This is a genomic window from Hymenobacter sp. FMD4 (assembly GCF_058932745.1).
Genome location: NZ_JBZYWH010000007.1, coordinates 167,235 through 179,812, shown reverse-complemented (window position 1 = coordinate 179,812; position 12,578 = coordinate 167,235). Strand labels below are relative to the sequence as shown.

The following is a 12,578-nucleotide window of genomic DNA, read 5'->3' as shown; positions in this document are numbered from 1 at the left end:
ACGGAAACTTTGAACTTGTGTCGCTTCGAGGCTTGCACGCCTCAGTCGCTAAAAGCCAATAGTGTGATGATTCATTGACCAAGAAATAGCGTACGGCACGGCTGCCTTACGCCTTTTGAATGGGCGCTGATCCTACTGCAGTGCTGGCTCTTTTCGAAGCCAACCCCGCAAGCCCTTCGCCCGGGTTTCTTTCAGGAATTGTTCCAGTCCCGCGGTAATGCGCTCCGCTACCTGCTGCTGAAACGCCGGGTCTACCAGCCGCCGCTCGTCGTCGGGATTGGAAACGAAGGCCGTTTCTACCAGCACGTTGGGAAACTCAGTAGGGCCGCTGAGCGCAAAATTGAACGAGCCTACGTTACCCCAAGGCTTGAGCCCTGTCTTTACCATCTCCTCGTAAATAGCCTGCGAGAGCGGCCGAAAGGCCACATAGCGGTAGAAGGTGGCCGTGCCCTGCGCGTCCTTGCTGCCCGCTGAGTTGATGTGGATGCTCACCAACAGATGCGGCATGGCCTTGCGCAGGCGCAGCACCCGGGTACCGTTGTCGAGGCTGACGTCGGCAGTGCGGGTCATCAGCACATTCACGCCTTTCTTTTCCAGCTCGGTGCGCAGCTGTTGGGCAATGGCCAGCGTGAGGTCTTTTTCCTTGACGCCGCTAGCACCCACAGCGCCTTGATTGTCGCCGCCGTGGCCAGCATCCACGGCGATGGTCAACCCCTTCAGCTCCAGCTTTTGCGGTGGGCGCCGGACGCGTATCGTCAGCACGTTGCCTTGGTAGCCGATGGCGTAACCCCAGCTCTGGGCGTGCTTCAAATCAATAACGATGCGAAACACATCGGGCTGCGGCTGCTCGTAGTACACGTTTTCGATTTCCTGCAGCCCAGCCCGCTGGGTTATCCAGTTGGTATTGGAAGTAGCACCAAACAGGTCCACCACCAGCCGTGTGGGCTCCAGTTGCAACTGCGAGCGGTAAGGCAGGCGCTCCTGCAACGGCACGCGCACGTAATCATACTGTGCATCGCCGCTCACGCTCCAAGAGCCCGTGAGCGACTGCGGCATAAAGCCGCCAGGCGGAAGCAGGTTCACGGTTTCCAGCGGTACCCACGCCGTCTGGCGTTCGGCAAGGCGCACGCGGTATTGCTCGCCCATGCGGCCCGTCACGTGCAGCAGCACCAGCGAATCAAGGTAGCCAATTTTAGCGCCGCCGAGGCGGTCTTCGCCCAGGCCGTAGTTCAGATAGGACAAGGCGCCGCGAGTACGGGCCAGTTGTACCACGTTGGGGTTAAGAAAGCGCACGGTGGAGCGCGTCAGCAAGGAGTCACGGCGGCCATCGGGCAGCAGCAGTCGCACTTTCAGTTGGCGGCCGTTGAGCGTATCGCCGGGCTGCACCACGTAGCTGAGTTGGTAGATGCCGCGCTGCCCGCCGGTGAGGGCCGGGGCTAGTTCGGGTACGGGCACGCCGCGCAGCGTGGTCAGTTGGGCGCCAGGCTGGGCCTTCACGCGCAATTGCAGCCGGTCGCCGGGCTGCAGCCACTGCTCCTGGGCCGGTACCACTTCAGCTGATTCAATTAGTCGTTGGGCCGAAGCTAGGGGCATCAGGGCCAGGCAACAGACTATGGCAAGCGTAAGAACTCGTAACATCGGGTAAAAACGAAGAAGCCCCGCAAAGAACGGGGCTTCTGGTAGAGAATAAGCTACTGATTAGCGGGCGTTGGCTGGCTTGTCGCGCACCGCATCACCGAGGTCCTTTAGGTCACGGCCCGTTTCCAAGGCCGTAAACTCGGCTTGCAGGGCCTTGATGCGCAGCTCGCGCCGCGCCGGCAGATCTAGGCGCAAGGAGCGGTACCGCTCGTTCAGGCGCTCAAACACGGCGGTGGCATAATCCCAATCGCGCTGCGTCCAAGTGCGGCGCTTGTCGCGGGTCTGGCGCAACAGCTGGGTATAGGCTGGCTCTAAGTTTTCCACGGTCAGGCCTTCGACAGTGCCGTAGGAGCCAAGCAGCTCTTCCGTGAATGTAGTGTAGGCTTTGTCATCCAGGGGCTGCCGGGTGCGGGTGCGCGAGGTGGAGTCCCAGCGGGCGGCGCGGCTACCGGCGCGCTTGAGGGTGGCGCCGGCTTTTTCAGCCAGCGTATCCAGCTTACGGGCACTGTCTTTTACGGCATCTTGCCGCTCACGCGGCGTAGAGTCGCAAGCTGCGACGAGCAGGCCGGCTGCAGCCCAGCAGGCCACGCGTGCCCAGCGGGGCGAAGAAGCAAGGAAGGGTTTCATGGTCGCAGTTTACGCAACGGCGGCCATACTAGGTTCTGCTTGGGCAGTGAACCTAGCGGGCTTCCGTGGCAATGCGGAATGTAAACGGCAGTTCGTACTGCACCGGCACTGCCCGCCCATTTTTGCGACCCGGAATCCACTCGTGCGGAATGGACCGGGCAATGCGCAGGGCTTCTTCGTCGCAGCCAGCCCCGATACCGGTCAGCACCTCATGGTTATGCGCCGTACCCAGCGTATCCACCACAAAGCGCACCACCACGCGCCCCTGCACGTTTTTGTTACGCGCCTGCGCCGGGTATTGCAGCTGCTTCATGTAATTGGAAAGGGCACCGTCGCCGCCGAGGTACATTGGGGGCCGCTCCAGGTAGCCGTGCTGCCACGCGCCAGCTACTTCGTGGCGGTAGGGATGCTCATCGGGTTTGCGGAAGTACAGCAGCTGCTTTTTGTCGTAATCGTAGCGCTGCACCAACACTTTGCGGCCACTGGCGGTAAAGGCATAGTAAGCCCACTCGCCCACTTTGCGGCCCTTTTCCACGCGGCCACTGTCAAGGTCGTTGGGGCGCAAGCGGGTTTGGGCTTTGAGTGCTGCCGGCGCACAGCATAGCAGCAACGCTAGGAGTAAAGTTGTTTTCATTCGGGAGTGCGAAGCCCAAAATAATCCTGTTAAAAGATTATTTTAAGTGGGTGAGTAGTGGATGCGAGAAATGACAGATTTGCGCTTAGGCTTCAAATCAGGCCTAAGCGCAACGATAAATTTATAAATTATTTATGCAACTATCAGTGTTAGAGCCCCGGAATTTTCCACAAGTGCGGCCTACGCCGATGGGTCATCCAAGCGGTCCTGCAAGTCGTGCAGCTGGCCTTGCAGGCCCGGCAGATTTGGGCACAGCCGGCTCAGGCGGCGCAGCGTGCGCAGGGCACCGCGGTCGTCGCCAATCATGCGCTGGATAGTGGCCTTGCCCGATAGAGCGCCGAAGTGCCGGGGCTCCAGCCGTAGGGTATGCGCTACGTCGTGCAGGGAAGCGCGGTACTCGCCGCGCAGGTAATGGGCTGTAGCGCGCTTGTTCCACCCCTCCGGAAACTTTGGGTAGCGCTCCACCAGCCACGTAAAGTCGCTGATGGCTCGGGTGTAGTCGCCGGCTGCCATAGCCCGCATGCCCGATTCCATGTGCTTATTCAGGGCCTGATCATCGGTTTCGAGCCAAAGCTGCCAGATGCCCTGCTGCAAGGCCTCGATTTCAAGCGGGGCCGTAGCCGTGCGCAGGCGCTCAAATAGCTCGTCGAGTTGTTGCGGGCGGTCGGGCATATCGTCAATGATCAATCATTGATAAGCAATGATCAATGAAGCGCAAAGGTGGCTGACGACCACGGCTTACGGATCAGGCACATAGGCGTAGTACGTAGGCTGCTGCCAAGCGTTCGGCTTTGGGGCCGCGAGGGATAGGCCCCAAACAGCGCTGCCGGACTAGATTCAGCCCGGCAGCGTTTATTAAGGTAAGGTATGGTACGAGGCCTAGAACAAGTCGGCAGCCACGCGCCGCACGGCCTCGGCTTTGCCCATGCTGTAGTAGTGCAGGCAGGGCACGCCGCGCTGCATCAGCTCGCGGCTCTGCTGAATGCACCACTCGATGCCTACTTCGCGGACGGCCGCGTCGTCGCGGCACTGGGCTACGGCTTCCACCAGCTCTTCGGGTAGGTTCAGGAAAAAGGCGCGGGGCAGCATGGTAAGCTGCTTTTTGGTGGTAAGCGGCTTCAGCCCCGGGATAATAGGAGCCGTGATGCCCACCGCACGGCACTTGTCCACGAAGTCGAAAAACTTCTGGTTGTCGAAGAACATCTGGGTCACAATGTAGTCGGCTCCGCAGTCCATTTTCTGCTTCAGGTAGCGCATGTCCATGCTCAGGTTGGGCGCCTCGAAGTGCTTTTCGGGGTAGCCAGCCGTGCCGATGCAGAAATTGGTGGCCGCAGTGTCAACTTGCTCCTCGTCAAGGTAGCGGCCGTGGTTCATGGCTTCTACCTGTCCGATCAGGTCACAAGCATAAGCGTGGCCATCGGGGTGAGGCACAAAGCCAGGTTCCGACTTGATTGGGTCGCCGCGCAAGGCCAGCACGTTGTCGATGCCAAGAAAGTGCAGATCGATGAGCGCATTTTCGGTTTCCTCCCTGGAGAAGCCGCCGCAGATCAGGTGCGGTACCGTATCCACATCGAAGCGCCCCTTGATGGCCGCGCAAATTCCGACCGTGCCGGGACGTTTGCGAGTGGTAATCTTCTCCAGCAGGCCTCCGGCACGTTGCCGGTACACGTACTCCTCGCGGTGGTACGTCACGTCAATAAATGGCGGTTTGAACTCCAGCAGCGGCTCAATGTTCGAAAACAACGTCTGGATATTTTCGCCCTTGCGCGGCGGCAGCACTTCGAAGGAGAAAAGGGTTTTGCCGTTGGCGCGGGCCAGGTGTTCGGTAACTTTCATGGGTAGCGCAAACTCCGAGTTTGCGTATCGTTGCTCGTAGGTTTCCTCCCTCAGATGAGGTTGGGTTAATGTGCTTGTGTATTGGTAGGCTTTACCCCACAGGGCAGGCCTTTTAAGTTGAGTTTAGCTAGCCGAGACCGAGGCGGTTTCTGCGGCTGGCTCATAGTTCAGGTTTGGCGACAACCACCGCTCCAGCTCCGCAAACGGCATACCCTTGCGCCGCGCCAAATCCTCCACCTGGTCTTTGCCGATGCGGCCCAGGCCAAAGTAGCGCGACTCCGAATGCGAGTAGTAGAAGCCGCTCACTGAGGCCGTCGGGTACATAGCCAGGTTTTCGGTGAGGGTGATGCCCGTCTGCCCGTCGCCGAGTAACTGGAACAAAGTGATTTTCTCGGTGTGGTCGGGGCAGCCGGGGTAGCCGGGCGCGGGGCGGATGCCGCGGTACTCCTCCTTGATCAGGTCCTCGTTGTTGAAGTGCTCCTGCGGCGCGTAACCCCACAGTTCGCGGCGCACCCGTTCGTGCAGACGCTCCGCCAGCGCCTCGGCAAGGCGGTCGGCCAGGGCTTTGGCCATAATGGCGGAGTAATCGTCGTGCTGGGCTTCGAACTGGGCAACCAACGCATCCAGCCCGATACCGGCCGTTACGGCGAAACCGCCGAGGTAATCGGTGCGGCCCGAATCCTTGGGCGCCAGGAAGTCGGAGAAGGCTAAGTAGGGCAGGCCGGGCGCCTTCAGGCTCTGCTGACGTAGGGTGAATAGCTCGGTCTGCACCCGCTGGCGCGTGTCGTCCTGGTAAATTTCGATAGTGTCCGAATCTACTGTGTTGGCCGGCCAGAAGCCGACGGTAGCGCGGGCCGAAATCAGCTTTTCATCCAACATGCGCTTCAGCAGCGCCTGACCATCTTCAAACAGTTTGCGGGCCGCTTCACCGTAGGTTTCGTCTTCGAGGATGCGCGGGTAGCGGCCTTTCAGTTCCCAAGCGTGGAAGAAGGGCGTCCAGTCGATGTACGGAACGAGTTCGGCCAGCGGGTAATCGTCGAACACCTGGGCCCCCAGGAAGCTGGGTTTTACGATATCGGCCGCAGCCCAATCGGCCTGGAATTTCTGCTTACGAGCTTCCTCGATGCTCACGTAGTCCTTGTTTCGCTGGCGACCGGCGTGGTCCTGGCGCAGCTGCAGGTACTCTTGCGCTACGTCGTTAGCATAGGCATCGCGGCCCAGGCCCAGCAGCTGCGAGGCCACGGGCACGGCGCGGGAAGCGTCGTTTACGTGAATCACGGGGCCGTTGTAAGCCGGCGCAATGCGCACCGCCGTGTGCAGGCGCGAAGTAGTAGCGCCCCCGATGAGCAGCGGCACCCGCAGGCCACGCTTTTCCAAGGCTTGCGCTACGTATACCATTTCATCAAGCGAAGGCGTAATCAGCCCGCTCAAACCCACGATGTCGGCCTGCACGCGCTCGGCTTCAGCCACTATCTTCTCCAGCGGCACCATCACGCCTAGGTCGATGACCTCGTAGTTGTTGCAGGCCAGTACCACGCCCACGATATTTTTGCCAATGTCGTGCACGTCGCCTTTTACCGTGGCTAGCAGTACTTTACCGGCGGTCTGGCGGGCTTCGGTACCGCCCGACAGGGCTGCCGCGTCGCGCTCGGCCTGCATGTAGGGCTCCAGCCAGGCCACGGCGCGCTTCATCACGCGGGCCGATTTTACCACCTGCGGCAGGAACATTTTGCCGGCACCAAACAGGTCGCCTACCACGGTCATGCCAGCCATCAAGGGGCCTTCAATCACGGGCAACGGGCGGCCGAGCAGCTTAAGGGTTTCTTCGGTGTCAGCTTCGATGTAATCGGTAATCCCTTTCACCAGGGCGTGCTCCAGGCGCTTTTCCACCGGCCAGCTGCGCCAGGCTTCGGCTTCCACCACCTTGGCCGCGGCGTCGCCCTTGGTTTGGCTAAGCTTATCGGCCAGCTGCACGAGGCGCTCGGTAGCGTCGTCGCGGCGGTCGAAGAGCACGTCTTCCACGGCTTCCAGCAGGTCCTTGGGCACCTCGTCGTACACGGCCAGCTGGCCGGCATTTACGATGCCCATATCCAGCCCGGCCTTGATGGCGTGGTACAGGAAAGCCGCGTGAATGGCCTCGCGCACCGGGTCATTGCCGCGGAAGGCAAAGGAAACGTTGCTGACGCCACCGCTGGTCAGCGCGCCGGGCAGGTGCTGCTTGATCCAGCGCACGGCCTCAATGAAGTCGATGGCGTAGCGGCGGTGCTCCTCGATGCCGGTGCCCACAGTGAGGATGTTCGGGTCGAAGATGATGTCCTCGGCCGGAAAACCCACCTCTTCGGTCAGGATACGGTAACCACGCTGACAGATTTCGATGCGGCGCTGGTAGCTGTCGGCCTGGCCTTCTTCATCGAACGCCATGACGATGACGGCCGCCCCGTAAGCGCGCACCAGGCTGGCGTGATGTTTAAACACCTCTTCGCCTTCCTTTAGCGAAATCGAGTTGACAATGCTCTTGCCCTGCGTGCATTTCAGGCCCGCTTCCAGCACCTCCCACTTCGAGGAATCGATCATGATGGGCAGGCGGGCCACATCGGGTTCCGAAGCCATCAGGTTCAGGAAGTTGGTCATGGCCTCCACCGAATCGAGCAGGCCCTCGTCCATATTCACGTCCAGAATCTGGGCGCCGCCTTCCACCTGGGCGCGGGCCACGGCCACGGCTTCGTCAAACTGCCCCGAGCGAATCAGGCGGGCGAAAGCGCGCGAACCGGTCACGTTGCACCGTTCGCCCACGTTCACGAATAGGCTTTCGGGGTGGATGTTTACCGGCTCCAAACCGCTCAGGCGCGTCGCACGGGGGCGCACCGGCAGCGGACGCGGCGGATAGCGGTCCACCAGCTTCGCGGCTTCGGCAATGTGCTGGGGCGTGGTACCGCAGCAGCCACCCACCACGTTCACGAGGCCTTCCTGCAGGTACTCTTCCAGCACGGCGGCAAATTCCTGGGCCGATTCGTCATAGCCACCGAAAGCGTTGGGCAGGCCCGCATTCGGATAAGCCGAAATGTAGCAATCGGCAAGGCGGCTCAGCTCCTGCAGGTACACCTTCAGCTGCTGGGCCCCAAGCGCGCAGTTCAGGCCGATACTCAGGATGGGCAGGTGGCGCATGGAGTTCCAGAACGCCTCCACCGTCTGGCCCGACAAAGTGCGGCCCGAGGCATCGGTGATGGTGCCCGAAATCATGAGGGGCACCACGCGGCCGCCCTCGTCGAAGAAACGCTGGGCCGCAAACAAGGCAGCCTTGGCATTAAGGGTGTCGAAGATGGTCTCGATCAGCAGCGCATCCACGCCGCCGTCCACGAGACCTTTGATTTGTTCCAGGTACGCCACAGCCAGCTCATCGAAGCTGACGGCGCGGAAGCCTGGGCGGTTTACATCGGGCGAGAGCGAGGCCGTGCGGTTCGTGGGGCCGATGGCGCCGGCCACGAAGCGCGGGCGCTCCGGTGTACTGTATTCGTCGGCTGCTTCGCGGGCTAGCCGGGCTGCCTCGTAATTCAGCTCATACACGATGTGCTCCAAGGCGTAATCGGCCTGGGCAATAGTGGTACCGCTGAAGGTGTTGGTTTCGACCAGATCAGCGCCCGCGGCGAAGTACTCGGCATGCACGCCGCGCACAATGTCGGGGCGCGTCAGACAGAGCAGGTCGTTGTTGCCGCGCAGGGGCTTGGGGTGGTCCCGAAACCGCTCGCCGCGAAAATCTTCTTCGGTGAGCTGGTGGCGCTGCAGCATGGTACCCATGGCACCATCGAGCACGATGACGCGGCGGGCAAGCAGCTCGGCGAGGGGAGAAGCAGGGACAGTAGGCATGTAAATGTTCCGGATAGCAGTGGAGGCAAGCGCGTATCCGGAAAGCCTAAGCAACTTTTCAGTCACCAAGTTCCGCTCATCTTCTCCGAACGCCAGCGGGCCTCGGATGGGAGTTAGCACCTCTGCCGCAGCGGCCGGTTGCTAAGACGTCACAGGGCCCAGTCCCTCAGTCTTTCTGGATAAGCTTTGGCGAAGATAAATAGCGAAATGCGCAATACCAAATTGGATAATAGTAACTTGATTAAGTTACATGTTTGGTGTTGGTGGAGCTTTTCCTCGATGAAAAGACCGAGCCGGCAGCGTCTTGAATGCTTATTTGCCAAAGGAGCCAATACGCTAAAGCGTGGCGTCCGACGTTATTCAATGGGTAATAGTAAGTTTAAGCAGCATTAGCGTTTGAGGAATTATGAAATTTGCTGGTTGCCTGATGGCCGCTTTTTTATTGGGTGGCAAGGCCGCCTCGGCGCAAACGTCGTCCACAAGCCTGCCGGTGGGCACGGGCTTGGAAGCTGCTTACTATAACGGTACCAACTTCGAACAGCTAGTGCTGCGCCGGCGCGACGCGGCCATCGATTTTAGCTGGCAAAAACAGCCGCCGGCACCCGGGCTGGGGGCCGAGCACTTCTCCGTACGCTGGGAAGGTTACATACTGGCGCCGGTATCGGGCGAGTATGAATTCTCAACCGTGATGGACGATGGCCTGCGGGTATGGGTGGGCGGCAAGCGCATCATCAATGCCTGGCGCGAGCAAGACCACGTGCCGGCGGCAGTTCGCATTCGGCTGGAGGCGGGCAGGTACTACCGGTTGCGCGTCGATTACTTTCAGACGATATTCGACTCCCGGGCGCTGTTGCAATGGCGCTTGCCCGACAGCCGGGAATTGGTGCCGGTGGGTGCCAATAGCTTGTTTGCAGCGCTGCCGCCTTCGGCCAAACCTGTGCCGGCCACTACGCGCCCTGCTACCCGCCCGCCCGTTGAAACGGCTCCGCCCGTAACCCGCCCAGCTACACCAGCGCCAACGCCGCGACCAACCCGCTCAAGTACGCCGGCGCCTTCTCGCCCCGCGCCCCGCCAGACAGCACCGCCCGTGGCACCAGCAGCCGATAACGAGTTAAGCGAACTGAACAAGCTGCCCGCCGGGGCGGTAGTAACCCTGCAACACCTGTATTTCGAACAGAGCAAGCCGCGGCTGTTGCCTACTTCGCTGCCTGAAATGGAACGTTTGGCTCAGATTCTGAAAGCCAATCCCTCGTTGCGCCTGGAAATTGTCGGCCACACCGATAACGTAGGCGACGTCAGCTTAAATCAAGCCCTGTCGCAGCAGCGGGCTGAAGCTGTACGCGACTACCTGATTCGCCAAGGCATCGAAGCCGAACGACTGCTGGCCACAGGCCTAGGCAGCGCCCGACCCGTAGCTGACAACGACGACCCCAAACAACGGCCGCGCAATCGGCGGGTGGAGGTGGTAGTGCGCTGAGGGTAGGACTTGGATGGATTAAGTGCAGGAGCTTGTTCTTATTTCGTAATAAGTGAGTTGAAAAGAAAAACCCGTTTCCTGATCAGGAAACGGGTTTTTCTTTTCAAAGGCGGAGTCGAAGCACATAGTGCTTCGACTCCCAAGACGAAACGAGTTATTACTTCGTCAACGAGAGCTGACGAATTGTGTATTCATCGCCCATTTTTACTTTCATCATGTACACGCCGGCTGCCAGGTTCGACAGGTCGAGCTTATTCTCGAAGTTGTCGCGGATGGTTGCCTTGTGTACCGTCTGGCCGAGCGTATTCATTACGAGTACTTCCATGCCGGCCTTGGCATTGGCTCCGCGCACCTCCAGCGTTACCAAGCCATTGCTTGGGTTTGGGAACAGGCTGATGGCACGGTCGAGCGCGGCGGAGGTACCAGTCACGGTGTTGGCTACTGCCTCCACTACAAACACGCCCAAGTTGGCCGAAGCGGCATCAGCCAAGGTGCCACCAGTAGCCCCGAAGGTGTTGATGGTGTAGAAGGTACCGGTGCGGGTGGGCGTTTCCGGCAACGTACCCATCGGGAAGTAGCGGGCACCAGTGGCAGCAGTCTGCACCAAGCCAACGTAGAAGTTGCCAGCAGCAATGGCTACAGGCGTAGCGAAGTTGAAGGTCTTGCGCTGATCAATGTCGGCAGCCGTGACTACATAGTTAGGCGTGCGGGCAATAAGGGTACCCGTGGAGCTCACCAAAACTCCGTATACCGTGTTGCCCACGGTGTTCGGGTCGGCCAAAGCTGCGATTACTGCAGTGAGTGAGCGGGCTACAGTCGTGTTGTAGCGCACCACGAAAGCCCCCGTTGCGGTTGCACCGAAGCCAACGCTCAGTTGCGGGTTGAGAGCGGTGTTGTTGGCGTAGCTGAAGGTGTTCGTCGTTACGATTTGCTGGTAAGTGCGGGTGTTGTTGGCCACCACATCATCGGGTAGCAGCGAAACCGTCAGCGTGTTGTTGCCGGTGGCAGCAGGCGTGAAGGCGGCAAACGTAACCGTGGCCGTGGCGCCAGGCGCCAGCGAAGCAATTAGCTGCGAGTTGGTAAAAGTAGTGGCCCCCGAAACGGTGAGTGTAACCGGAACACCGGTCAGAGCTTGGGAACCAGCATTACGAACTACCGCCTGTACTGTCTGCGCAGCGCCAACAGGAGCTTTGCCCAGCGAGTAAATGGTCTGAACCTCAGCGTCGTTGTCGGGAATGGTAGTGACGCAGATAGTGAAAGCACCCTGCGTATCAGCGGAGCCGTAGCCAGCTACTGACACGTAGTAGGTCGTGCTCGGCGTGAGGCCTGTAGCCGCCAGCGGAGCTGATACCGTGTTGTTGGCTCCGCCAGAGGCGCAGGCTCTTTCCGTGAACGGGCCTGCTGCTCCCGAAGTGCTGGAGAACAAGCGGATGTAACCGGCCGGAGCGCCAGTTACCTGAATACGAGCTGAAGTGCTACCGGGGCCGCTAGCAGCGGTGGTAAACGAGTACCACACGTCCCTTGGGTTAACCGCAATACCGCAGGTGTTAGGTGCTGCACCAGGATTGACATAGCCGTTGGGCGTGGTGGTGGTAGCGCCGGCGTTGGTGCCATTAACCGGTGTGCATGTGGCACTAACCGGGAGGGAAATGGCGCCCGTCGGGTTGTCATTGGCTGGAGCGGTGACAGGCTGGCCTACGCATACCGTAATGGCGCCGTTGGTTGGGTTGGCGGTGTACGGGTAATAGCGGAAGCGGTACGTAGTGCCTACTGTCAGCGAAGTGAGAGTCAGGGATTCATTACCGCCGGCGTTTGCGTCGGCGCAACCTACGTTCGTTAACGAACCGCAAGCGCCGCTTAGTACTTCCAAAACGCCGTCGAAAGAGCTAGTGACGTTGATAGCGTGCGAAGTGCCAGTGGCCGTGAAGCTGTACCATACGTCCTGGGCCGTGCTTGCTGTGAAGCCAGCGCAGGCAATAGGTGCTTGGCTTTGGGTGGCGCCCGTTACGGTGCCGCTCACAGGCGTACAAGCCGCACTGGGTGTAATCTGTATTGCGCCCGCGCAGTCGTCGTTGGCGGGAGCTTGTGCCCAAGCGGCTGCAGGAGCCATAAATAGCGCTGCTGCCAATGCTGTAAGCCTGGTTCGAGCCTTTTTGGACAGCAAGGAAGACGAGTAGAATTCTGTCATTGCAAAATGAGTAAATGAAAAATGATGTGAGTGAGGAAATTCCGCAATTGGAATTAGCAGTGGCCTAATATAGCGAGCTTTCCAGAGCTATAAATGCTTTGCGACCCAAACAGAAGAAGTATTGGTGGAAGTAGTAAAATCAGATGCCTTGATAAGAGAACAGAGCTATGCATCGAATACGGAACTTAAAGGCAAATACGAGGCGGCAAACTACTTCAGGGCAGTTAAGGAACACTTTCACGGCCTGCTCGATTCGTGCCTAACGGGTCAGGTTAAGAACTCCTTCGCCGTGACGCTGGAACAGATCAGCGAAA

General features: G+C 59.8%; 8 protein-coding genes and 1 riboswitch. Of the genes, 1 reads left to right on the top strand and 7 read right to left on the bottom strand.

Annotation, left to right across the window (positions count from 1 at the left end; genetic code table 11):
• Nucleotides 1-132: 132 nt before the first annotated feature.
• The 6 genes from AC5FXY_RS09680 to metH form a co-directional block, all read right to left on the bottom strand.
• Complete coding sequence (locus AC5FXY_RS09680) at nucleotides 133-1,593, bottom strand: N-acetylmuramoyl-L-alanine amidase (RefSeq protein ID WP_493556462.1); 1,461 nt, start codon at nucleotides 1,591-1,593, stop codon at nucleotides 133-135.
• Nucleotides 1,594-1,698: 105 nt separating this feature from the next.
• Nucleotides 1,699-2,265 carry a hypothetical protein gene (locus AC5FXY_RS09675; protein ID WP_493556461.1) on the bottom strand — a complete coding sequence of 189 codons (567 nt, stop codon included), beginning with the start codon at nucleotides 2,263-2,265 and terminating at the stop codon, nucleotides 1,699-1,701.
• Nucleotides 2,266-2,317: 52 nt separating this feature from the next.
• A complete protein-coding gene (locus AC5FXY_RS09670; RefSeq protein ID WP_493556460.1) occupies nucleotides 2,318-2,899 on the bottom strand; it encodes an energy transducer TonB in 582 nt (193 codons plus the stop codon).
• A gap of 180 nt (nucleotides 2,900-3,079) precedes the next feature.
• Nucleotides 3,080-3,571 (bottom strand): tetratricopeptide repeat protein, encoded by a 492-nt coding sequence (locus tag AC5FXY_RS09665; RefSeq protein WP_493556459.1) that lies wholly within the window; start codon nucleotides 3,569-3,571, stop codon nucleotides 3,080-3,082.
• A gap of 207 nt (nucleotides 3,572-3,778) precedes the next feature.
• Nucleotides 3,779-4,735 (bottom strand): methylenetetrahydrofolate reductase [NAD(P)H], encoded by a 957-nt coding sequence (metF, locus tag AC5FXY_RS09660; protein WP_493556458.1) that lies wholly within the window; start codon nucleotides 4,733-4,735, stop codon nucleotides 3,779-3,781.
• A 123-nt stretch (nucleotides 4,736-4,858) separates the two neighbouring features.
• Complete coding sequence (metH, locus tag AC5FXY_RS09655) at nucleotides 4,859-8,599, bottom strand: methionine synthase (protein ID WP_493556457.1); 3,741 nt, start codon at nucleotides 8,597-8,599, stop codon at nucleotides 4,859-4,861.
• Between the two features lie 73 nt (nucleotides 8,600-8,672).
• Nucleotides 8,673-8,785: riboswitch (SAM riboswitch) on the bottom strand.
• A 241-nt stretch (nucleotides 8,786-9,026) separates the two neighbouring features.
• Here metH and AC5FXY_RS09650 point away from each other — a divergent pair.
• Entirely contained in the window at nucleotides 9,027-10,076 is a 1,050-nt protein-coding gene (locus AC5FXY_RS09650) for an OmpA family protein (RefSeq protein WP_493556456.1), read from the top strand.
• 157 nt (nucleotides 10,077-10,233) lie between these two features.
• Here the strand turns inward: AC5FXY_RS09650 and AC5FXY_RS09645 are convergent, their stop codons facing one another.
• Complete coding sequence (locus AC5FXY_RS09645; RefSeq protein ID WP_493556455.1) at nucleotides 10,234-12,186, bottom strand: T9SS type A sorting domain-containing protein; 1,953 nt, start codon at nucleotides 12,184-12,186, stop codon at nucleotides 10,234-10,236.
• Between the last annotated feature and the right edge of the window lie 392 nt (nucleotides 12,187-12,578).

What these genes read in the sequence shown, in the direction of transcription:
- AC5FXY_RS09680 (WP_493556462.1), bottom strand. Translation starts at nt 1,593, where the DNA reads ATGCCCCTAGCTTCGGCCCAACGACTAATTGAATCAGCTGAAGTGGTA.
- AC5FXY_RS09675 (WP_493556461.1), bottom strand. Translation starts at nt 2,265, where the DNA reads ATGAAACCCTTCCTTGCTTCTTCGCCCCGCTGGGCACGCGTGGCCTGC.
- AC5FXY_RS09670 (WP_493556460.1), bottom strand. Translation starts at nt 2,899, where the DNA reads ATGAAAACAACTTTACTCCTAGCGTTGCTGCTATGCTGTGCGCCGGCA.
- AC5FXY_RS09665 (WP_493556459.1), bottom strand. Translation starts at nt 3,571, where the DNA reads ATGCCCGACCGCCCGCAACAACTCGACGAGCTATTTGAGCGCCTGCGC.
- metF (WP_493556458.1), bottom strand. Translation starts at nt 4,735, where the DNA reads ATGAAAGTTACCGAACACCTGGCCCGCGCCAACGGCAAAACCCTTTTC.
- metH (WP_493556457.1), bottom strand. Translation starts at nt 8,599, where the DNA reads ATGCCTACTGTCCCTGCTTCTCCCCTCGCCGAGCTGCTTGCCCGCCGC.
- AC5FXY_RS09650 (WP_493556456.1), top strand. Translation starts at nt 9,027, where the DNA reads ATGGCCGCTTTTTTATTGGGTGGCAAGGCCGCCTCGGCGCAAACGTCG.
- AC5FXY_RS09645 (WP_493556455.1), bottom strand. Translation starts at nt 12,186, where the DNA reads ATGGCTCCTGCAGCCGCTTGGGCACAAGCTCCCGCCAACGACGACTGC.